At 70.4% G+C, this 22,468-nt stretch carries 12 protein-coding genes; 6 read left to right on the forward strand and 6 right to left on the reverse strand.

All coding sequences use genetic code 11. The features are described from left to right. Window positions 1-34 precede the first annotated feature (34 nt). Window positions 35-2,584 carry a phosphocholine-specific phospholipase C gene (locus ACIBHX_RS40415; RefSeq protein ID WP_397072765.1) on the reverse strand — a complete coding sequence of 850 codons (2,550 nt, stop codon included), beginning with the start codon at window positions 2,582-2,584 and terminating at the stop codon, window positions 35-37. A 364-nt stretch (window positions 2,585-2,948) separates the two neighbouring features. Here ACIBHX_RS40415 and ACIBHX_RS40420 point away from each other — a divergent pair, with 364 nt between their 5' ends. Genes ACIBHX_RS40420 through ACIBHX_RS40430 form a run of 3 tightly spaced genes read left to right on the forward strand, consistent with a single transcriptional unit; the run spans window position 2,949 to window position 8,079 of the window. Continuing rightward, window positions 2,949-3,941 (forward strand): ABC transporter ATP-binding protein, encoded by a 993-nt coding sequence (locus tag ACIBHX_RS40420; protein WP_397072766.1) that lies wholly within the window; start codon window positions 2,949-2,951, stop codon window positions 3,939-3,941. Further along, on the forward strand, window positions 3,938-5,281 hold the full coding sequence (locus tag ACIBHX_RS40425; protein ID WP_397072767.1) for an ABC transporter permease: 1,344 nt from the start codon (window positions 3,938-3,940) through the stop codon (window positions 5,279-5,281). The genes ACIBHX_RS40420 and ACIBHX_RS40425 overlap by 4 nt, the downstream gene beginning before the upstream one ends. Window positions 5,282-5,295: 14 nt before the next feature. Next, window positions 5,296-8,079, forward strand: a complete 2,784-nt coding sequence (locus ACIBHX_RS40430; protein WP_397072768.1) for an alkaline phosphatase family protein — start codon at window positions 5,296-5,298, stop codon at window positions 8,077-8,079. A 105-nt stretch (window positions 8,080-8,184) separates the two neighbouring features. Here ACIBHX_RS40430 and ACIBHX_RS40435 read toward each other — a convergent pair whose 3' ends face one another. Continuing rightward, window positions 8,185-8,490, reverse strand: coding sequence for a hypothetical protein (locus ACIBHX_RS40435; protein ID WP_397072770.1), 306 nt, complete (start codon window positions 8,488-8,490; stop codon window positions 8,185-8,187). A gap of 395 nt (window positions 8,491-8,885) precedes the next feature. Here ACIBHX_RS40435 and ACIBHX_RS40440 point away from each other — a divergent pair, with 395 nt between their 5' ends. Further along, window positions 8,886-11,219, forward strand: a complete 2,334-nt coding sequence (locus ACIBHX_RS40440) for an ATP-binding protein (RefSeq protein WP_397072771.1) — start codon at window positions 8,886-8,888, stop codon at window positions 11,217-11,219. Window positions 11,220-11,474: 255 nt separating this feature from the next. Here ACIBHX_RS40440 and ACIBHX_RS40445 read toward each other — a convergent pair whose 3' ends face one another. After that, entirely contained in the window at window positions 11,475-12,158 is a 684-nt protein-coding gene (locus tag ACIBHX_RS40445; RefSeq protein WP_397072773.1) for a hypothetical protein, read from the reverse strand. A gap of 345 nt (window positions 12,159-12,503) precedes the next feature. Then, a complete protein-coding gene (locus ACIBHX_RS40450; RefSeq protein ID WP_397072774.1) occupies window positions 12,504-13,712 on the reverse strand; it encodes an acyl-CoA dehydrogenase family protein in 1,209 nt (402 codons plus the stop codon). Window positions 13,713-13,881: 169 nt separating this feature from the next. Here ACIBHX_RS40450 and ACIBHX_RS40455 point away from each other — a divergent pair, with 169 nt between their 5' ends. Further along, window positions 13,882-15,003, forward strand: coding sequence for an MCE family protein (locus ACIBHX_RS40455; protein WP_397072776.1), 1,122 nt, complete (start codon window positions 13,882-13,884; stop codon window positions 15,001-15,003). 1,029 nt (window positions 15,004-16,032) lie between these two features. Here ACIBHX_RS40455 and ACIBHX_RS40460 read toward each other — a convergent pair. After that, window positions 16,033-17,571 (reverse strand): MFS transporter, encoded by a 1,539-nt coding sequence (locus ACIBHX_RS40460; protein WP_397072777.1) that lies wholly within the window; start codon window positions 17,569-17,571, stop codon window positions 16,033-16,035. Between the two features lie 86 nt (window positions 17,572-17,657). On the opposite strand from ACIBHX_RS40460, the gene ACIBHX_RS40465 reads away from it, so the two are divergent. Then, the gene (locus tag ACIBHX_RS40465) at window positions 17,658-18,254 is read left to right on the forward strand and encodes a TetR/AcrR family transcriptional regulator (protein WP_397072779.1); all 597 of its coding nucleotides are present in this window, start codon (window positions 17,658-17,660) and stop codon (window positions 18,252-18,254) included. 466 nt (window positions 18,255-18,720) lie between these two features. Here ACIBHX_RS40465 and ACIBHX_RS40470 read toward each other — a convergent pair whose 3' ends face one another. Then, complete coding sequence (locus tag ACIBHX_RS40470) at window positions 18,721-22,044, reverse strand: AfsR/SARP family transcriptional regulator (RefSeq protein WP_397072781.1); 3,324 nt, start codon at window positions 22,042-22,044, stop codon at window positions 18,721-18,723. Window positions 22,045-22,468 lie beyond the last annotated feature (424 nt).

Consider the following 22,468-nt stretch of genomic DNA (forward strand, 5'->3'; position numbering starts at 1 on the left):
GAGGAGCCTCGTCCCGTGTTCACGGTGAGCAGCCTTACCGGGAGAGGATGTTGATCTCGGCGGCGGAGGCCCAGGGGTTGCCGTTGATCTCCGACAGCGCCCGGAGCCGGACGTATCGCCCGCTGACCGGCGCCGCGAACACCACCTGCTTGACCGTGGTGTCGGAAGCCCAGCTGCCGGTGGCCACGGGCGAGCCCCAGGTGGCGCCATCGGCGCTGACGTAGATCTCGTAGGTCTTGATCGTGCCGTTCTGCCCACCGTCCTGCCGCGGCAGGTACTCCAGGCCCGCGCAGGCATACGTCTGCTTCATGTCGAGCTGGATCTCGTGCGGGAATCCGGGGGTCGCGGCCGACCACTGCGTGTGCCAGAAGGTGCCGATGACGCCGTCCAGCACGTTGGCCGCGGCGGCGTTCTCGGCCTGGGTTTCCTGGCTGTCGGCGTAGGCGACGGTCCAGCCGGCGCGGGAGATCGGCGCGAGCGTGCCGCGCATCGGGTCGGTGATGCCGGCCGTACCGTTCTCGATGTGGCCGGCCAGGCGGCGGGCGAAGGCGGTGTCGGCGGGCGTGGTGACGGTGAGGTCGTACCAGCCGTGGTCGGTCGTGAACGCGCGCTGCGTCGAGCCGGACGCGGGGACGGTGAGGGTCCAGGGGCCGCCGGTGGCGTAGGCGCCGTCGGTCACCGTCACCGTGATGGCCGACGTCCGCAGGTTGGTGAGCGTCAGCGTGATCGTGGACGCGTCGGCGGCGTATTTGGAGGCGACCTCGATCGAGGGGGCCGAGATCTTGCCCGCGAAGCGGCGGTGGAAGCCGTTCGGCCCGTAGAGGGACAGGTCGAACTGGTCGTCCTTGGCGAACCAGTCGGAGAACGGCGTGCCGGTCTGTGCGCCGACCGTGTAGTGCCACGGGCCGTCGGTGCGGATGGCGTTCGGCAGCACGGTGAACGTCACCGCCGTGGTGCCGGTGTTGGTCATGTCCAGGTAGAACCGCTTCTCACCGGTGTTGGTGCGGCCGTTCACGTTGGGCTGCCAGGGCAGCGGACGGGCCCGCTTGGTGCCGGCCTCCTGCGTCGCCGGGGCCGGGTTGGACGGGTAGGTGACCGTATAGCACTGCGTGGAGATCGCCCCGCCCAGCGGGCCGGGGTCGGGCATCGCCGATGGCCACCCGCCGGGGTTGGCGAAGTCGAACGCGGACGTGAGGTCGCCGCAGACGGCCCGCCGCCAGGCGCTGATGTTCGTCTCCCTGACCGGCCTGCCGATCGCCTGCGACCAACTCTCGATGAAGCGGATGAGCGAGGTGTGGTCGAACGTCTGGGAGCAGACGAACCCGCCGGTGCTCCACGGCGACACCGCGATCAGCGGCACCCGCCAGCCGGCCCCGGTCGGTACGTTCTGGTAGATCTCGCCCACCACGTTCCCGTTGCCGTCGACACCGACGTTGCTGCCCGAGCCGCTGCCGCTGGCCGGTGACGGAGGGACAGGCGGTGGCACGTGATCGTAGAACCCGCCGTTCTCGTCGTAGGTGATGATGAAGACGGTGTCCTCCCACACGCCGTGCGGGTGCCCGTCGAACGGCTGGTAGAGCGCGTCGATGACCCTCGAGGCGAACGCCTCTCCGGCCGGCGGCTTGGCCTGCGGGTGCTCGGACTCCTCGTAGCGGGTCACGATCCACGACACCTGGGGCAGCGTGCCGTTCACCACATCGGCCCGCAGGGCGGCCGGGATGTCGGCGACCGTCTGCATGCCCCTGTTGTAGAGCTCGGTGCCGGGCGTCTGGTACTGCTTGAACCAGACCAGCGGGTTGTCGTCGAAGTTGCCGTCACCCAGCGGGCCGTTCTGGTAGAACTTCCAGCTGATCCCGGCCTCGAGCAGCCGCTCGGGGAAGGTCTTCCAGGCCAGAGTACGGTTGCCCGCGTTGTAGGAGTTGTCGATCACGATCGGGTGCCCGGAGAGCGACACGCCGTTGGTGCCGGTGAACATGTACAACCGGTTCGGGTTCGTCTGGGTGAAGGCCGAGCAGTGGTAGTCGTCGCAGATGGTGAACGCGTCTGCCAGCTCCCAGTAGAACGACAATTCGTGCCGGCCCAGATAACCCATCTTCACGCCGTCGTTGTAGTTCAGCCATTGGTCGACCTTGCCGTTGTGCCACATCGTGTGGTTCGGCGCCCAGGACATCTCGAATCCGCCCACGCAGAACGGCGTCTGGGAGATCCAGTTCATCCGGAATGGCCTGAGGTTGGACGGGCCCTGGGTGAAGACGGACTTGCCGTTCACCTTGATGGCGTTGCGGTCGCTCAGTCCGCGGACTCCGGCGGAGGCGCCGAAGTAGTGGTCGAACGAGCGGTTCTCCTGGCTGAGGATCACGATGTGCTTGACGCTCGCGAGCGAGGTTCCCGCGGGGCGGCCGCGTGGGCGACGGCGGTGCGTAACGAGGTGGGCAGCAGCGAGGCGGCCGCGGCGGCGCCCAGGAACTTTCTCCGCGACACCGATCCGCCCTTGGGTAACTCGGCCATTCTTGGCTCCAGTCGTTGGGGGTTCCGGGGCCTTTATATGTCGCTTGATCGGCCGTGTCGCCGCCGGTTCTGTCAATGGCGGCCATAGACAGAACGGTTCGATCTGTTACCCATGGACAAGCTGCTCTGGGCTATTTCTCAGCGGCGCAGCAACGCGCTCACCTCCTCCCGCAATTCCAGGGCGCACGGAGCTTGGCCGGCGTACGGCTGGCCACCGCGGGTGAGGTGCCGAGTCGCTCCGCGGCGCGGCAGTCCTCGCGGAGCCGTACGAGTTCATGGATGTGGCGGGTGGTCACAACTCTGGCGAGCCCGGTCGCTGCGGACCCCGTGGGCTCGCCGGTGATCTGGTGGTTTGCCCAACGTTTGGCGGGATGTCAAATCCCGGTTAACTCCGATCTTTAGGTTTCTTGGGGCTGAGGATCAAGCACAGGGAGACCGGCGTGGAAATTCCCCCCGCAGTTCGGGCACGCGGGATCACCAAGACATTCGGCGAGGTACTGGCACTGGACGGCGTCGACCTCGACGTGGCGGGCGGGCAGGTTCACGGGCTGGTCGGGCCCAACGGCGCGGGGAAGACCACTCTCCTGGGGCTTCTGCTGGGCCTGGCGGTCGCCGACAGCGGGACCCTGGAGATCCTTGGCAGCCCGGTCGGGCGGACGCCGGCCGTACCCGACGGCGTCGCGGGCTTCGTGGACGGGCCCGGCCTCTATCCCTCGCTCACCGCCCGCCAGAACCTCGCGGCCTTGGCCTCGCTGCGCCGCCACGCCGCGGAGAGCACCGTCGACGTGGGCGAGGCGCTGGAGCAGGTCGGGCTCACCGACGTCGCCGACGACCGGGTCCGCGGTTTCTCGCTCGGCATGCGCCAGCGGCTCGGGCTGGCCGCCGCACTGCTCACCCGGCCGCGGCTGCTCGTCCTGGACGAGCCCGCCAACGGCCTGGACCCCGCCGGCAAGCGGCATGTGCATCGCGTCATCACCGCGCTGGCCGCGCAGGGGACCGCGGTGTTCCTGTCCAGCCATCGGATGGACGATCTGGCCGCGCTGTGCTCGGAGGTGACCATCCTGGCCACCGGGCGGGCCGTGTTCACCGGGCCGGTGAGCAAGCTGGCCGCTGAGGGCGGCGACCTGGACTACCGGCTGGTCACCACCGATCCCGAGGCCGCCAGGCGGCTGGCCGGGGAGACGCCCGGGCTCGGTGTGGTGCCCGGCCCTGACGGCAGGCGGGCGGAGGCCGAGGTCGTCGTGCACGGACCGGCGGCCGCCCTGGACGAGCTGGTCGTCCGGCTGGTGGGAGCCGGGGTGGCGCTCCGGGAGCTGGGACCAGTGGTACCGCCGCTCGAAGCCGCCTTCCTGGCCCTGACCGAAACCGGCGCCAAACAGCCTGCGGACCTATCTGCCTTATCCGAAAAAGCCGGTCAGGAGGAGTCGCGATGACCGCGACCTTAGCCGAACCCCGGGCCGCCGCCCGCCCCGCGCCGGTCCTGAACGGCTACCGGTTCGAACTGGTCAAACTGCTATCCCAGTGGCGGATCCGCCTGCTGCTCGCGGTCTGCTGGCTCGGCCCGGCGGCCTTCGTGGCCGTGGTGAGCCTGCAGAGCTCGCTGCCCACCGACACGGTCTTCGGCCGCTGGATGAACGCGACCGGCTGGGCGGGATCGCTGGTCGTGCTGGACTTCTCCTGTACCTGGTCGCTCCCGCTGCTGACCTCGCTGGTCGCCGGCGACGTCTTCGCCGTGGAGGACCGGCTCGGCACCTGGCGCCACCTGCTGGTGGCGGTACGCTCCCCGCGCCGCATCTTCGTGGCCAAGAGCCTGGCCAGCCTCACCGTGATCCTGCTGCTGGTGGCCGGGCTGACCGCCTCGGGCATCGCCGGCGGCCTGGCCGCCGTCGGCAACGGGCAGCTCGTCGGCCTGGACGGCCGCCTCATCGCCCCCGCGGACGCGGCCGGCACGGTCCTGCTCGCCTGGGCCTGCGCGCTGGCGCCCACGCTCGCCTTCGCCGCCGTCGGCCTTCTCGGCTCGGTCGTCCTGGGCCGCTCGCCGATGGGCCTGCTGGTGCCCGCGTTGCTCGCGCTGGCGCTCCAGCTCGCGCAGCTGCTCCCGCTGCCGGCGGCCGTACGGCTGGCCCTGCCGAGCGAGGGCTTCCTGGCCTGGCGCGGGCTCTTCACCTCCCCGGCGCAGGCCGGACCCCTCATCATCGGCATCGTCGTGAGCCTGGCCTGGGCCGTCACCGCCACCGCGCTCGCCTACCGGCTGTTCCTGCGCCGCGACTTCACCGACCTGTCCTACGACGGGTCGGCCAGGAACATCCTGGCCGGGGTCGCGCCGGTGGCCGCGCTGGTCGCGGTCGCCTACGGCGTGATCGCCGTGGCGACCCCGGCCACCGGCTCGGGGATCGAGAAGGCGAAGGTGCAGGACTCGCTCGCCACCGCCTTCGCCCACCTCTACCGGCTGCAGACGCGCGAGCTGCACCGCCCCGACGTCACCGAGGCGCAGCTCCAGACGTCGGCCTCCTGCGACAAGGGTGGCTCGCGGGTCCTGGACGAGGGCGCGGGCAACGACTGGCGGTGCGTGGTGTCCTGGCACCTGCCCGGCGCCACCGCCCTGGGCAGCGCCATCTACCAGCTCGACATCACCTCGGACGGCCGCTACATCGCCGACGGCGACGGCCCCAAAGAGGTCAACGGCTATTTCCAGGTACGCACCCCGACCGGGGACGCGCCCAACCCCCTGTGGCAGTTCGACGTGAACCTCGACCTGCTACGAGCACCCTGAAGGGCGGACGATCCATGCACGTCACGCGCAAGCGCATCCCCAAGAACTCCCGCCGACTGTTAGCGTGGCGCTCCGGCCGCCGAATCCGCATGGCGGTCGCGGGCACCGTGGCCCTCGCCGTCACCGGCGGCGGCATCGCCTACGCCTCCACCGAGGTCTTCGACTCCAACAAGGTCGGCTCCACGTACAAGGGCGGCCTGCAACTGGCCAGCGACCAGATCATCAAGTCGATCGGCGACCGCCTGCTCGTGGACAACGGCAAGCTGCTGGCCTCGACGATCAGCCCCGACGGCCGCTTCCTCGCCGCGCTCACCAACGACCGCTCGATCGCGCTGACCATCGTCGACCTGCAGACCTACAAGGTGCTGCAGCAGGCGGGCACCTCCGTCACCGCCGGAGTCCGCATCTCCAACGACAATGTCGGCCAGGAGGCCCCTGCCTACTCCCCGGACGGCAAGACCCTGTGGCTGCCGCAGATCAACGGCTTCAACCGCTTCCCGGTCAACGCGGACGGAACCCTCGGAGCGCCGACGTTCATCACCATCGCCGCGCAGGGCGCCCAGAGGGCGCTGCCCGCCCAGGCGGTCTTCTCCGCCGACGGCAAGACCGTGTACGTCGCCGTCAACGGCCAGAACCGCGTCGTGGCCATGGACGCGACGAGCGGCGCGATCCAGCAGAGCTGGACGGTGGGCACCGCGCCGCGCGGCCTGGCCCTGGTCGGCGGCAAGCTGTACGTCAGCAACGAGGGCGGTCGCCCGGCCAAGCCCGGTGAGACGACGATGAACTCCTACGGCACCCAGGTGCCGGCCAACCCTGTCACCGGCGCGACGACCACCGGCACCGTGAGCGTGATCAACGTCTCCGACCCGGCCGCCGCGGTCGCCTCCATCGACGTGGGCCTGCACCCGACCGCGCTGCACGCCGCCGGCGGCGCGCTGTTCGTCACCGACACCTTCGACGACCAGGTCTCGGTCATCGACACGGCCGGCGACAAGGTCGTCCAGACGATCGCCACCCAGCCGTGGCCGCAGTCCAAGGTCGGCTACGCACCCAACGGGGTGACCCTGACCCAGGACGGTCACCTGCTGATCACCCTCGGCCGGGCCAACGCGGTCGCCGTCTACCGCTACACCAGCCCGCAGGAGCCGGTCAGCTTCGTCGGCCTGCTCCCGACGGACTACTACCCGGAGGAGGTGACCACCGTCGGCGACGACGTGATCGTCACCAACCTCCGGGGCATCGGCGAGCGCGGCCCGACCCGCACCATCGACAAGGGCACGGGCACCACCCCGGCCACCGGCCACAACACCCACGACTCCACCGGCTCGCTGCTCCGCTTCAAGCTCCCGGCCGACCAGGTGATCGCCAAGTCCACCGCCACGGTCTTCGCCCAGAACGGCTGGGGCAAGCACGACGTCAAGCAGGCCGAGGGGAACAAGCAGCACGCCGTACCCGTCCCCAAGCGCCTGGGCGACCCGTCGACCATCAAGCACGTCTTCCTGCTGGTCAAGGAGAACCGCACCTACGACCAGGTGTTCGGCGACGACCCGCGCGGCAACGGCGACCCGTCGCTGGCGCAGTTCGGCGAGCGGGTCACCCCGAACCAGCACGCCCTGGCCCGCCAGTTCGGCCTCTACGACAACACCTACGACATCGGCACCAACTCCGCCGAGGGCCACAACTGGCTCATGCAGGCCGACAACCCGGAGTACACCGAGTCCAGCGCCGGGTTGTACCAGCGCAGCTACGACACCGAGGACGACGCGCTGGGGCACCAGCGGACCGGCTTCCTGTGGACCGGCGCCCAGGCCGCGGGCAAGACCGCCCGCAACTTCGGCGAGTTCACCATGTTCGAGACCGTTCCTCCCGGCGCGACGTGGCAGAAGTTCTACTGCGACGCCAGGAACATGGCGTCCACCGGCCAGGACACCGCCATGAAGACCGACACGCAGTCGCCGATCCCGTCGCTCAACGCGATCACCGTGCACGCGTATCCGAAGTACGACCTGAACATCCCCGACATCTACCGGTACGAGATCTGGAAGCGCGACTTCCAGGCCAACGGCCCGGCCAACCTCAACATGTTCTGGCTCTCCAGCGACCACACCGGCGGGCCGCCGAACTCGGTGGCCCAGGTCGCCGACAACGACCTGGCCGTCGGCAAGATCGTCGACACCATCTCGCACAGCCCGTACTGGAAGGACTCCGCGATCTTCGTGATCGAGGACGACACGCAGAACGGCGTCGACCACGTCGACGGCGCGCGCGGCCCCGTGCAGATCATCAGCCCCTGGGCCCAGCACGGCAAGGTGGACAGCACCTACTACACGCAGATCACCACGATCCGCACCATTGAGCAGATCCTCGGGATCCAGCCGATGAACCAGAAGGACAGCGCCGCCACCCCGATGAGCCGGGCCTTCACCAACAAGCCCGACTTCACCCCGTACACCGCGGTGCCCAACCAGGTGCCGCTCACCGACGGCCTGGCCACCCCGCCGGCCTGTGGCAACGACAACCCGGGCGGGACCGCCACGGCCACGGCCACGGCGACCACCACGGCCCCGGCGGTGTCCTCCGACAAGCAGGACGCCATCGACAAGTGGACCGCCTGGCAGAAGAACCAGCGCTTCACCGGGGCGAACGCGGTCCCCGACTACGCCAGCCCCGCGCTCATGGACCACTTCACCTGGTACCAGGCGCACAACTTCGACACCCCCTACCCGGGCGAGACCAGGATCCTCACCCCGGTCGAGGTGCCCGGCGGCTTCCTGCCGTCGCCCGAGCACGACGGCTGACCGGCTATCCGCCCTCCGCCATCCCGCGGAGGGCGGCTTCCCGCCGCTTGAGATCGAGCTCTTCGGCAAGCTGCTCGACGAGCGGCCGGTCGGCCACCGGCCGAGTTAGAAGTCGAGCGCAGCCATACCTCCTCGCACGGGCTCACCGTCGCCGTGACGTGCGGACTCAGATGGCTGCGGGCTGGTGGGCGCGCGGTGCGCCAGCAGCACGTTCCGTAGGTCCTCCATCGACGCGTGGAGGATCTCTGGCAGGTTCGGCTGGCCTGGCTCGCCGATCCACCGCGCGAAGGCGACCTTGAAGACGGCGATCCCTGCCTCGGCTGCCAGGTTGGCGGTCGGTTCGGGGACACCGCGGCCGCGCAGCGCGTGGGCCATGGCCGCAGCGAGCTCCGTGCGATCGGGAGCGGCCACTTCTGTGGCAGATTCATGCTGGATCCCACGCCCGGCAACACCCCGTCGGAGAAGGCGCGCCTTCGCGGGTCACCTACCTCTGGCCGCCGGGTTGACGCGACCCTTGCCGTCGTCGCGGACCGGTTTTACCTGGCTCCGCGCGCTTGGCGGTGCGCCCGCCGTACAGGAAGCTGCCCAAGAACCGGGCGAAGAGGGCACCGGTCCGCGATATGAGCGTCCATAGGGAGAATTAGGGCGCCGGATGGGCATGATACGGAGCCGAAAGAGGTACGGGCTGAGGGGATTCGTGCGTCGTCCCATCGGGACGGCCGTTTCACGCTCGGCGGCGAGAGCGCGTTGCTCCGCCAAGGCCACGTGGTAGCCCGGCCCCGAACGCGACCACCGGGAGCTGATCGATGAGTATGGCGGTGAAAGGCTCGGCCCGCGACCGCCGAGGCAACCTGCCCGCCGAGGAGACCAGCTTGGTGGGCCGCACGCAGGAGGTGGCCCAGGTCAAGCGGCTGCTGTCGCAGTCCCGGCTGGTGACGTTGACCGGTCCCGGCGGGGTGGGCAAGACCAGGCTGGCGCTGCGCGTGGCAGAGCAGGTACGGCGGGCCTTCCCCGGCGGGGTGTGGCTGGTGGCGCTGGCTGACCTGTCAGATCCCGGGCTGCTCGTCGAGGCGGTGGCCGACACGCTGGGCGTCCAGGATCGGTCGGTTTCAGGGCTGATGTCCACGCTGACCAAGTTCCTGAGCACCAGGCGCATGCTGCTGGTGATGGACAACTGCGAGCACTTGGTGCACGCCACCGCGGCGTTCCTCGGCGAGATTCTGCCGCTGGCTCCGACCCTGCGGATCCTGGCCACCAGCAGGCAGTCGCTCCAGATCGCCGGCGAGCAGACGTGGGCGGTGCCCTCCCTGTCGGTTCCCAACCCCGACGAGGCCCGGACGGAGCAGGCCTGGGCCCGCTCGGAGGCGGTGAGCTTGTTCGTCGAACGGGCGCGGTCTGTGCGTCCCGGCTTCGCTCTCACTCCCCATAACGCTCAGGCGGTGGTGCGGATCAGCCAGCGGCTGGATGGCATCCCGCTGGCCCTGGAGCTGGCAGCCGTACGGCTGCGCGTGCTGTCGGTGGAGCAGATCCTGCAGCGGCTGGACGACCGGTTCCGTCTCCTGACCGGCGGCGGACCAGCGGCGGTCCCACGGCATCAGACGCTCCGCGCACTGATCGACTGGAGCTACGACCTGTGCACCGACGTCGAACGCGCGCTCTGGGAGCAGGCGTCGGTGTTCGCCGGCGGGTTCGACCTGGAGGCCGTCGAGCAGGTCTGCACCCGAGAGGGGGTCATCGCCGCCGACGAGGTGCTGGACCTCGTGGACGCGCTGGTGGACAAGTCGATCCTGACCGCCTGGCACGGAAACAGCCAGGTTCGCTATCGGATGCTGGAGAGCCTGCGCCAGTACGCCTTCGACAAGCTGGCCGACGCCGATCAGCTGACCGAGCAGCGGCGCCGCCACCGCGACTACTTTCAGGAACTGACCGGAAGAGCCGGCCGTGAGTGGTTCGGCCCCGATCAGCTGGTCTGGAGTGCGCGCCTGCGGCGCGAGCACGCCAACCTGCAGGCCGCGCTGGAGTTCTGCCTGACAGAGCCGGGCCAGGCACAGGCGGCTCTGGCCATGGCCGCCGACATCAGTGCCTTCTTCGAGTCGGGGCACCTGAGCGAGGGCCGCCACTGGCTCGGCCGGGCACTCTCTCTGGCACCTGAGCCGACCCATGCGCGGGCCGCCGCGCTGTGGGTCGCCGCCACCCTCGCCAACCTGCAGGGTGACATTCCCGAGGCCCAGCGCCTGCTGACGGAGTGCAGGGAGCTGGCCGTACGGCTGGGCGATCGGTCGAGAGCCGCCGCGGCGGACAGCATCGCCGGCTGGGGGGCCATGTGCGAGGGCGACGTGGCCACGGCGGTCGCCCTGCTGGAGAGGGCGCTGGCCGAGCACACCGCCGTAGGGGACGCAGAGCAGATCACAAACGATCAGATCATCCTCACCGTCGCCTGCTACCTGGCAGGGGACGCCGATCGCGCCATCGCCCTGTGCGAGGAGTGCCTGGCGGTAAGTCAGGCCCACGGTGACCTGTGGCACCGCTCGTGGGCGCTGCTCTACTTCTCCTGGGTGATGTGGCGGGAAGGAGATCACCAGCGTGCCGGGCTCCTGGCCGCGGAGTGCCTGCGGATCGACCGGGCCCTGGACGACCGAGTGGACATCGGTCACTGCCTGGAGATCCTGGCCTGGGTGGCCGTGGCCGAGCAACCCGAGCGCGCCGCCCGGCTGCTGGGCGCGGCCCAGGCGACCATGGCGGCCGTCGGCGCGCCCCTGTACCCCTTCGTCCGGCCCGATCACGACAGCTGCACGGCGGCCGCGCGGGAAGCGCTTCACGATGGGATGTTCACCGCCTTGTTCGAGGCCGGCGCTGCGCTCACGATCGAGCAGGCCACCGCCGAGGCCCTGAATGAGGAGCCGCCTCCGCCGCCTGAGTACCCGGGACTCGCGCCGGTCATACCGCTCACACCACGCGAAGCGGAGGTCGCCGGCCTGGTCGCGCAGGGGCTGACCAACAAGGAGATCGCCCGCCGGCTGGTGATCAGCCAGCGGACCGCGGAAACCCACATCCGGCACATCCTGACCAAGCTCGGGTTCACTTCCCGCACCCAGATCGTCGCGCACAGGATCGGCAAGCCGTCCGAAGAGGACGACTGAGGTACGCCGGACGGCCCTCCCCCGCCTCTCAGACGATCTGCTCCACACGAGAGCCGCTTACACCCCATTCCGATGGTGGGAGTGCCGACATGGAGATGCGGGGTGCAGTGGATGGGCTCGGTCGTGGAAGCCGGGCATTCAACTCGGCCGAAAAGGAGCTGTCGACGACGGGTGAAGACTGGATTCTGGCCCACATTTCGTGATCGCAACGGCTCTCACGTCACCTCTGTCCGGTGACAACGAAGCTTCAGCGGCTCAAGGTGCGCTCTGATCGTGGGTCTCGCCATGATCGGTGTCCGGCGCCATGGTCTGGATACGCGCCTCCGCGACCTGCCGCATGATGCGGCGAGCCCCACACGCCTCGGCGGTGGCGTACGCCTCTGCGGCCAGCGCCACCGCGTCGTCCCGTCGACCTTGCGCGGCGGCGATGTAGATCAGCCCTACCTGGTTGGCGGCAACAGCGGCCGGCAGCCCGAGCTCCCGGCATAGCCGTACCGATGCCTCCAAATGCTCCCGGGCGGCGTCCAGCCGGCCCGCGGCATGGTCCGCGATCCCCAGGTGCCGGAGCACTTCCCACTGGGTGTATCGGTCGCCTGCCGCAGTGGCCAAGTCGTACGACTGCTCAAGGAGAGGAACGGCGCGGTCGGGGTCGCTCCGTACGACCTGGTGGAAGCAGCCCTCCCAGAACACCGAATCCGCCTCGCCCGTCGCATCGCCCAGCGTCCGGTACAGGTGTGTCGCGCGCTCGAACAGCGCCAGCTCACGTGGGTCCTCGCGCCGGTCATCGAGGAACCGCGCGTGCAAGATCCGTCCCCGGGCCAAAGCGAGATCGGCTTCGACCTTGTCCAGCTCCCGCTCCGCCGCTGCCAGCTCACCGACATCGCCGACGAAGACAGCGTGCTCATAGGACAGCTTGGCCTTCTCGATGCGTCCTTCCATGCCTGCCCCGCTCATCTCGGTGATGCCCCTCGTCGCGGTCCATGAGACCGTACGCCGGCGATCTCAACAAGCTCTCAGACCATCCAACCTTCGATGGCACGAACTCAAGGTTCGGTGTCACAGGACAACTGATCCGCCCCGACGTTGATGAAGACCTCAACGGTTGATTCCGACGGGTTCGTTGGGCTGATGTTGAGCGTAGTGGAGAGCTTCGAACTCCTCCGGTGGCAGGTGTCCGATCGCTGAGTGCAGGCGGGTGGTGTTGCACGGTCGTCCGATCTCCGCCGACGCCCTCCGGAGAGAGCTCTACCAGCCGTCAGACCGTGACCCAATAATCGGACATCTTCAGCGTACGGGCAGGCCCGTGACCGCTCTGCCGATGATCAACCGCTGGATCTCCGACGTGCCCTCGAAGATGGTGTAGATCTTGGCGTCGCGGTGGAAGCGCTCCACCGGGTGCTCGCGGGTGTACCCGGCGCCGCCGAGGATCTGGATGGCCTGCTCGCTGACCCAGACCGCCGTCTCGCCCGCGACGAGCTTGGACATCGAGCCCTCCGCCTGCTGGAACTGGCGGCCGTTGCGGGCCATCCAGGCTGCTCGCCAGGTGAGCAGCCGGGCTATGTCCACCCGGGTGGCCATCTCGGCCAGCAGGAACGCGATCGCCTGGTTCTCGCCGATCTTGCGGCCGAACTGCTCGCGCTCGCGCGCGTAGTCCCGCGCGTACTCGTAGGCCGCCCTGGCGATCCCCACCGCCATGGACGCCACCGCCGGGCGCGTGGTCTCGAAGGTCCGCATCGCCGCCTGCTCGCCGGTCCGCTCGCCGTTGCGGGTGCGCGCGAGGCGCGCCTCGAGCTTCTCCTTACCGCCGAGCAGGCAGGATCCGGGCACGCGCACGTTGTCCAGGACGACCTCGGCCGTGTGGGAGGCCCGGATGCCGTGCTTCTTGAACTTCTGCCCCATCGACAGCCCGGGCGTACCCGGCGGGATCACGAAGGAGGCCTGCCCGCGGGTCCCCAGTGACGGGTCGACGGAGGCCACGACGACGTGCACATTGGCGATGCCGCCGTTGGTGGCCCAGGTCTTGACGCCGTTGATGATCCAGTCGTCGCCGTCGGGCACGGCACGGGTGCGGATCGAGCCGATGTCGGACCCCGCATCCGGCTCGGAAGCGCAGAAGGCGCCCAGCTTGACGTCGTTCTCCGTACCGAACATCTGCGGCAGCCACTCACCCAGCTGCTCGGGCGTGCCGCTCGAGGCCAGCGCGGCGGCGGCCAGGCCGGTGCCGACGATCGACAGCGCGATGCCGGCGTCGCCCCAGAACAGCTCCTCGAAGGCCACGGGCAGCGCGAGCCCCGAGGCCTCGAACCACTGGGTGCCGAAGAAGTCCAGCGAGTACAGCCCGATCTTGGCAGCCTCCTGGATGACCGGCCAGGGAGTCTCCTCGCGTTCATCCCATTCGGCGCCGGCCGGGCGGATCACGTCGCGGGCGAACTCGTGCACCCAGTCGCGCACCTGCACCACGTCCTCGCCCAGCTCCGGACTGAACCCGCCCATGCTCGCCACACTCCCCGACTCCGTTACCGTTGGTAACACCCTACCGATCAGTAAGGTCCACGAAAAGCCCCTTCTCCTGCGCGCCGAGCCACGCCTTGATCGAGTCGCAACCGCCAGCCACGCGGAGTAATATGACGGCTACCCACCGTTCCCCCCAACGGAAGCCCCCATGAACCGCTGGCTCGTCGCACTGCTGGCCGCGCTCGCCGTCGCGGCCGGTTTCCTGCTGCTCAAGCCCGCCTCCGCCACCCGCGTGACCGCGTACTTCGACCGGGCGGTGGGCCTGTATCCGGGCTCGGACGTGCGGATCCTCGGCGTCCGAGTGGGGAGCGTGGCGAGCGTCACGCCGATGGGCGACCGGGTCAAGGTCGAGCTGGCCTATGACGCCTCCAGGCGGGTGCCCGCCGACGCTCAGGCGGTGATCGTGGCCCGTTCCGTGGTGGCCGACCGGTATGTCCAGCTGGCCCCGCCGTACACCAGAGGGCCTGTTCTGCGGGACGGCGCGACACTGACCAGCACGCGCTCGCCTGTCGAGATCGACGAGGCGCTCAGCGGTTTCGACGACCTGACCAGGGCGCTCGGGCCCCAGGGCGCGAACGCCGACGGCGCCCTGTCGCGGCTGCTGAAGGTGTCGGCCGACACGTTCGGCGGGCAGGGCGAGACGGTAGGCACCACGGTGCGCGCCCTGTCCGACGCGACCTCCGCCCTGGCCGGCGACCGCGATGACTTCTCCCAGAACGTCCGCAACCTGGCGGCGATCACGTCCTCGATGTCCCGCGACGACGCGCGGATCCGCGCCTTCATGAAGGATCTGGCCGGAGTCTCCGGGCAGCTCAACGACGAGCGCCAGGAGCTGCGCGCCGTGCTCAAGGGCCTGTCGGGGACGCTCACGCAGGTGGCCGATTTCGTCGACGACAACCGCGGCGAGATCACCGCCAACACCCGCGACCTCGCCCACATCACCAAACTCCTCGTGCGCCAGCGCAAGTCACTCGAAACGTTCCTCCAGACGGCCCCGCTCGGCGTCAACAACGCCAACAACGCCTACGACGCGACCAGCGGCACGTTCCGCGCCCGCTTCGACCTCAACGGCCAGACGGACAACCTGGCGATGTGGCTCTGCTCGCTCGCCTACTCCCTCGGCACCCCACCGTCGCGCTGCGAGCCCCTCCTCCGCCCCCTCAACCCCCTCGGGCGGTCCGTCGACGCCCTCGCCCTCGACCCATCTCCCCTCACCCAATCCCTCGACCCGACCCTCGGCGGCTTACTCCCTCCCCCACCTCACCACTGACCCACCGCGCCTTTTCTGCCGGGCCGCTGCACGGAGCTTCCAGTCGCCGTGCAGGTCTCGGGTGTGCGGGTCTTTCGCTTGTACGGCGAGCCGCGCCACCCCCAGTCGCCACACATCGCTGCACAGACCTTCTTACCGAGCCGAGCCACCGCCAGTCGCCGCACCTCGCCGCACGGACCTTCCAGCCAAGCCGGACCACCGCCAGTCGCCGCACCTCGCCGCACGGACCTTCCTGCTTTACGGCGAGCCGCGCCACCGCCAGTCGCCGCACTTCGGCTGGGCTCTGTCCAGGGAGACGCGACGGCCAGCAGGACGGGGCGGGCCGCCGTTACGCCCCTTCGTCAACCGGGGTCCGCGTCACCTGCAACGTGGACACGCTCCCAACCCGCACGACCAGCATCCCAAGCACTGCATGGCACCGCGCCTCCCGAGGCCCCCGCACCCGGCGTCGTCCCGCTGACGGACCTCGGGGAGCCTCCGGCAGCCGGGGTCACCACGTCTCGCGGACCTCGTGAACCACACGCAAAGCCGGAGGTGCCCGCTCGGAGAGGTCCCGGCAGGGATGCCCCGGAAGTCCTTCTGGCGGTGGTGGGCATGCGAAGTCCTGGGCAGTTGCGTCACAAGTAGACATCCAGCAGAAGCTCAGGGGGATTGGCGGAGATCGCCACGGGGGGCACAGCGCGGGAGGCGCATCCGGGAACGCGCGTGACGCGCACCGCCCCGAAAGCGTCTGAGATGCATGCGGTGAACACATGTGGGTGCGTCTATGAGGGCGGGTGCGGAGCATCCCGGGGACGCGGTTGAGGTGGAGCCTTGGAAGCGGGAGGCCCCGCCCGGGGAGGGGGCGGGCGTGGGTGGGGGCGAAGGCGTGGGGCGTGGGCGGTTAGGAGCGAGGGGTGCAGGTGTGGAGCGTCCCGGGGATGCGGTTGAGGTGGAGCCCTGGGAAGCGGGAGGCCCCGCCCGGGGAGGGGGCGAGGCCTGGGTGGGAGGGGGGCTTGGGTGGGAGTGAGGGGCTGGGGTGTGGGTGGGTTAGGGGCGTGGGGTGCGGGTGGAGGCTAGAACCGCCAGGGCGGCGGCGGTCATGGCTGCGGCCAGGCCGTACATCAGCGGGGTGAAGCCGCCGAAGGCGGCGGCGACCTGGGGGCCGGCGCTGCCGCCGACCGCCAGGGCGAAGGAGAAGAGGGCGAGGGCCGTGCCGCGGGCGGGGCCGGCCTGCGAGGAGATGGCCTCGTTGAGGCTCGGGAGGCCGCCGGTGATGCTGGCCACGTAGGCCGCGAGCAGGAGCGCCAGGCCGAGCGCCGCGACGTGGGTGAAGCCGATCGCGGCCAGGCCGAGAGCGCCGACAGCGAGGAACGCGGCGGCGCGGGCCGTCGACGGGATGCGGCCGAGCCACGGCATGAGAAGCGGCACCAGGACGATCGCCGGGAGTCCTGCGGCGCGCAGGCCGAGGAGCTCGCCGGAGGAGGTGGTCACGCCGTAGATCTGCATACCGGTGTAGACGGCGACGAATCCCACCATCAGTACGATCGTCGCGACATAGCGCAGCAGCAGCACGCGGTCGAACAGGAGCCCGGGCACCGCGCGGTAGACCGACAGGAGCGACCCGGCGCCTTCCCTGGGCAGGTCGGGCAGCATCACGGCACGCAACGCGAGGGCCGCCAGCGCGAACCCGGCCGCCGACAGCGCGAACAGCCCGCGCCACCCGATCGCGCCCACCAGCACCTGGGCGGCGACCTGCAGCAGTACAGCGGAGGCCAGGAACGCGCCGGTGATCGCGGAGATGGCGACGACGCGGCGGCGCGGCTCGACGCGCTCGGCCAGGTACGCCATGCCCGCCGGCGGGAACATCGCGACCGCGATGCCCTGGATCGCCCGCAATGCGTAGGCCACCTCAGGTGCCGGGCTCAATGCCACCAACGCGGACGTGAGGGCGGCGAGCGGCAACGCGATCATCAACAGCCGCCTACGCCCGAACCGGTCAGAAAGCGGGCCGAACACCAGGAACCCGATCCCGTATCCCACCCCGAAAGCCGTCACCAACCATGTCAATGCGCCCGCCGATGCGTGCCAACCGTCGGCCATGTCATGCAAGAGCGGGATCACGATGTAGAGCTGGCCGCTCACGAGGATCGCGGTGAGCGTGAAGGCCAGCATCGTCCGCGCGAACGGCGCCCGCGCAACACCACCCGAGTCCCGCGATCCCCCGGCCTTCGACGAGTCCGCCCCACCAGCCACGCTCACGCCATCGACCAGGGCAACGGCATCCGCACCGACCCTCGCACGACCGACCTCACCGCCCAGGTTGCGGGAATCAGCCACGCTCACGCCATCGACCAGGGCAACGGCATCTGCTTCCGCCTTCGTGGAGCCAGCCACGTTCATGCTGTCCGCTGCGCCGGTGGTGGGGGCGGGGGTGCTCGTGCCCGCTTCGGGGCTGGTGGGCGGCGGGGTCACGCTGCTGCGTGGGGTGTCGGCTTGGGGGTGGGGGTGGGACGTGGGGGGCTTGGTGGCCGCGGGGCCGCGGTGGGCGGGGTGGCGGGCCGTACGGCGAGGAAACGTTAGAGCCATGACCCGGACAGTAGCCAACTAAACAGTTGGACGTCAACCAACTAGTTGGATTGCAACCAACCGGTTGGAAATGGCAGAATGTGCCCATGGCACCGAAGGTCTCGACCACCGCCACCCGCACCGCGCTCCTGGAGGCGGCCCGCGAGGAGTTCGCCGCGTACGGCATCGCGGGCGCCCGCGTCGACCGCATCGCGGAGCGCGCGGGCGTCAACAAGGAGCGCATCTACGGCCATTTCGGGAGCAAGGAGAAGCTCTTCGACGCGGTGATCACGGGGGCGCTCGACGACCTGACGGCCCAGATCGCGCTACCGGGTAAGGACCCGGTCGACTACATCGCCCGCCTGACCGAGTACTACCAGGAGCACCCCGACACGGTCCGCCTGCTGATGTGGGAGGCGCTCAACTACCGCGGCCAGGACCTGCTGCCCGGCCAGGAGGCCCGGGTGGAGCGCTGCGGCCGCAAGACGGCCTCGCTCGCCGAAGGCCAGGACGTCGAGCCGACCGTCGACACGGCGCGCACGCTCTTTCTGCTCACGGGCCTGGCGCTGCTGCCGTCCATGCTGCCGCAGCTCGCCCGCATCATCGTCGGCGACCCGGGCGACACCCCCGAATCCCGCGCCGCCATGCGCACCCACATCGCCAACTTCGTCTCCGCCGCGATGACCACCTCGCCTCAGGACTGAACAACCGCCTAAAAGCCGCGATGACCAGCTCGCCTCAGGGCTCGCCATACGGGCGCTGATCGGCTCGCTTCCGGGTCTGCTTGGGGCCGCGCTGATCGGCTTGTCTCTAGGTCTGCAGGGGCAGCGCTGATCGCTCGCTTCAGGACTGAATGATCCTGTACGGCAAGCCGCACCACCCACTCCCCGCCGATGCCCCGCCCGCCCGTCGCTTCCACGCCATCCGGGCGCGCGGGCAAGGACCGTAACGTCGCGCCCGGACCCGCCGAGGTGGGTTCGAACTCACCCCGAGAAACCCAGGCGTGCACGGCCTCGGGACCTATCCGCGATTCGGGCGGCCCGCAGACGCGCTCAATCCCGCAGCCCGGAACAGGGACGTTCGCGAACCGTTGTCGCAGCCCGTGCGCGGGTCCTGACGCGCAGCGCGAGCGCCTCATCATCGGGTCGGCAGCTGACGACCGGACAAGGCTCAGGCCTTTGGCAGGGCGGTTTGGACGGAGGTGAGGCGGTTGGTGTAGTGGGGCCAGGCGAACCCCGATGAGGCGTACTCCGCCATGACCTCCTTGGTGAGGGCCGCCGCTCGATCGCGGTCGCCCGAAGCGAGAGCGTGGCCGGCGAGGACGGCACGGGCCGCGAGCCAGGGCGTGCTGCCCGCGGAGGCATCGGCGAAGACGTCGTCGAGCAGCGTGGCCGCCTCGTCGGGCCGCCCCCGCCGGACCAGGACGTCCGCTAGGTCGATGTGCGCCATGGTGATCCCGGTGTCGTCCGTCGCCGCGTACCCGACCGCAGTCCGCAGGTGCGATTCGGCCGCCTCCAGATCGCCGCCGAGGAGGGCCGCGTGCGCCCTGACGACCTCGTTGAGCGGGAGGATCTGCCGGTCGTCCAGCCGGTTGGCGTAATGGTCGGATTCGTCCGCCATCGCCAGCGCCTCGGCGGCCAACCCCAGCCCGATGAACGCCTGCCCCTGGTTACTCAGCCCGCGCGCCAGCCCGTGCTCGTCGCCCGCCTCCCGGTCGAGCGCCAGCGCCGACACGTACAGCTCAAGGGCCGAGCGGGGATTGCCGGAGTAGAGGTGCAGCGTGCCGAGGGCGTCGGCGAAGGCCGACTGCCGCTGCCCGTGATCGAGCTCCCTGGCCAGCTTGAGCCCGGCCAGCAGCGGCGTGAACGCCTCCCGCAGCAGCCCGCGCTCGATGTCCACGATCCCGCGGTAGTAGAGCACGCTCATCGTCGCCGCGTCGTCCCCCACCTCGTCGACCAGTTCGGCCGCCCGGCTCAGCAGGTCGGCCGCCTCGTCGAAGCGCCCCACCATCGTGGTGACGAACCCGTGGTCGCTCAGCGCGTTCAACCGTTCGAGCGGGGTGCTGCCCGGAGCGTCGCCCAGGGCCGCGAAGTGCCGCCTCGCCTCGCCGTACCAGCCGCGGATCAGCCACGGGGTGTGCAGCGCGAGCGCCAGCCGCAGTCCGTCGGCTGCCCGCGCGGTGCCCGGCGCGCGTTCCAGCGCGTCGAGCAGGTTGGGCCACTCGGCGAACAGCCCCGTCACGTCTTCCGCGGAGGCGAAGTCGCCGGGCTCGCCGGCCTGCCGTACGAAATCCCGACACCACGACAGATGGGCGGCTTGTACGGCGTCGCCTTCGCCGGCCGCGTCCAGCCGTGCCCGCGCGTAGTCCCGCACGGTCTCCAGCAGCCGGAACCGCCTCCGCCCCGCGCCGCCCTCCACGGTCACCAGACTCCGATCGGCCAGCTCTGCCAGCACCGGCGCCACATCCCCCCGCTCCACCACACTCCCGGTACGGCGAGCACCGGGGATGACGTTTTCGGCGGCTTCGAGGGTGAACCCGCCGTTGAAGACCGCCGTACGGCGGAGCACCGTGCGTTCCCGGTCGTCGAGGAGGTCGTGGCTCCAGTCGAGGGCGGCGCGGAGGCTGGAGTGGCGGCCGCCCCGGACTCGGGTCCCGCCCACCAGGAGGCGGAGCCGGTCGTTGACCCGTTCTACCAGTTGGCGGACGGTGAGCGTGCGGGTGAGACCGGCGGCCAGTTCGATGCCGAGCGGGAGGCGGTCGACCGCGGCGCATACCGAAGCCACGTCGTGCGGGTCCACGTCCGCCTGGTCGGGGGCGCAGCGCTGGGCGAACAGGCGGGCCGCGGCCTCCGGGCCGAGGGGGCCGACGCGTACCAGCTCCTCCCCCGGCACCAGCAGCGGCCGTTGCGTGGTGACCAGCACGCTGAGCGACTGCGTGTGTCCTATCAGCGCCAGCACGAGGTCGGCGACCTGCTCGACCAGATGCTCGGCGTTGTCCAGTACCAGCAGCGAACCATCCAGCCGCGCCGCGACCTCGGGTACGGGTTCCTCGCCCGCGCCGACTGCCGCCGCGACGGCCGCGCTCACGGCGCCGTCCCTGTGCAGCGGCGCCAGCTCGACCAGCGTCACCGGCCGTCCGGTGTGGGCTACGGCCCGCGCCACCTCGATCGCCAGCCGCGACTTCCCGCTCCCCGGCCCACCGGTCAGCGTGACGACCCCGCCCCGCGACACCCGCGCGACGGTCGCGGCCACGTCCCCTTCGCGCCCCACGAAGCTCGTCACCGGCGCCGGCAACACCACGCCTTTCCGCTCCCCGACCCCAGGAGCGGCCGACCCGTGGGAAGCACCGGACTCCAGACCACCCGAGCCCGTCGAGTCGGCAAGCTCGGAAGCAGGGACGCCTCCCGGAGAAGCGGAACCCGTTGCTGAAGGACCAGAGGCTACGGGTTCCGTGGTGGAAGAGCCGAGAACGGCGGGATCCGCCACACCTGAAGCGGGGACGCCGAGAGCAGGCCCATCACCCGGAACGGCGGGCTCGGCCGGACCCGTAGCAGGGAGGCCTGGAGCGGGAGTAGCGCCGGGAGTGGCGGGAGCCGTGGGCGAAGGCGCGGGAGCGGCGGAACCTGGAGGTGAGGAAGCGGGGGCGCCGGGACCTGGGACCGGGGAAGCGGGATCGGCCATACCTGGGGCAGGGACGCCGGAGGCGGCCGTAACTGGAGTGGGGGCGCCTCGAGCGGGGCCGGCCTCGGGAGCGGCGGAACCTGGAGGCGAGGACGCGGGGGCGGCGGGAGCCGTGGCGGCGGGCTCGGCCATACCTGGGGCGGGGACGCCGGGGGCGGGAGTCTCGTTGGAGGCCGGAGTTTCGCTGGAGGCCGGAGTCGCGGTGGGGGCTGGGCTCGTGGGGGTGGGGGTGGTTTGGGTGGGGGTGGTTTGGGTGGGTGGGGGGATGAGGTTGGGGGTGGGGTGGAGGGTGAAGGGGGTGTGCGGGGTGGGTGGGAGGAGGGTGGGGTCTTGGCGGAGTAGGCGGAGTTCCATGGCTGCCGTCTCGGGGGACGGGTCTACGCCCAGTTCTTCTGCGAGCGTGCGGCGGAGGGCGGACAGGCGGTCGAGGCTGTCGGCTTGGCGGCCCGAGCGGTAGAGGGCGAGGGCCAGGAGGGCGCAGACGCGTTCGTGGAGAGGATGGTCGGCGGCCAGGCGTTCGAGTTCGTGGATGACCTCGGCGGCGGCGCCTAGGGCGAGGTCGGCGGTGAGGCGTTCGACCAGGAGGTCCAGACGCCAGGCGTCGAGGCGTTCGCCTTCGGCGGCGGCGTAGGGGATGGTGCGCAGGTCGCCGAGTGAGGGGCCGCGCCAGTTGGCCAGCGCTTGCCTGGCCGCGGCTGCGGCGGTCGTGTAGTCGCCGGAACGGGCGGCGGCGTGGGTGCGTTCCGCCGCGGCGCGGGCCGCCAGGAGGTCGACGGGCTCGGCCGCCAGGGCGTATCCGCCGGCACGCCGCACCAGGAGCGTGCCAAGACTCTCCCCACGGCCACCATCACGGCCCCTGCCAGAAGAGCCCGCGGCACCAGAGCCCGCCGCACCAGAGCCCGCCGCACCGGAAGGGCCCGCAGCGCCGGAAGAGCCCGCCGTATAGGAAGAGCCCGCCGTATAGGAAGAGCCCGCAGCACCCGAAGAACCCGCAGCGCCGGACAAACCGGCCGTAGCAGAAGAGCCCCCAGCACCAGGCAAACCGGCCGCAGCGGGAAAACCTGTGGCATCAGAAGAACCCGGCGTGCCAGAAGAGCCCGCCGTACCGGACAAACCGGCCGCACCAGAAGAGCCCCCGGCACCAGACAAACCGGCGGCACCGGGAAAACCAGTGGCACCAAAAGAACCCGGCGTACCAGAAGAGCTCGCCGTACCAGAAGAGCTCGCCGTACCAGAG

This window comes from Nonomuraea sp. NPDC050536 (assembly GCF_044457685.1).
Classification (GTDB): domain Bacteria; phylum Actinomycetota; class Actinomycetes; order Streptosporangiales; family Streptosporangiaceae; genus Nonomuraea.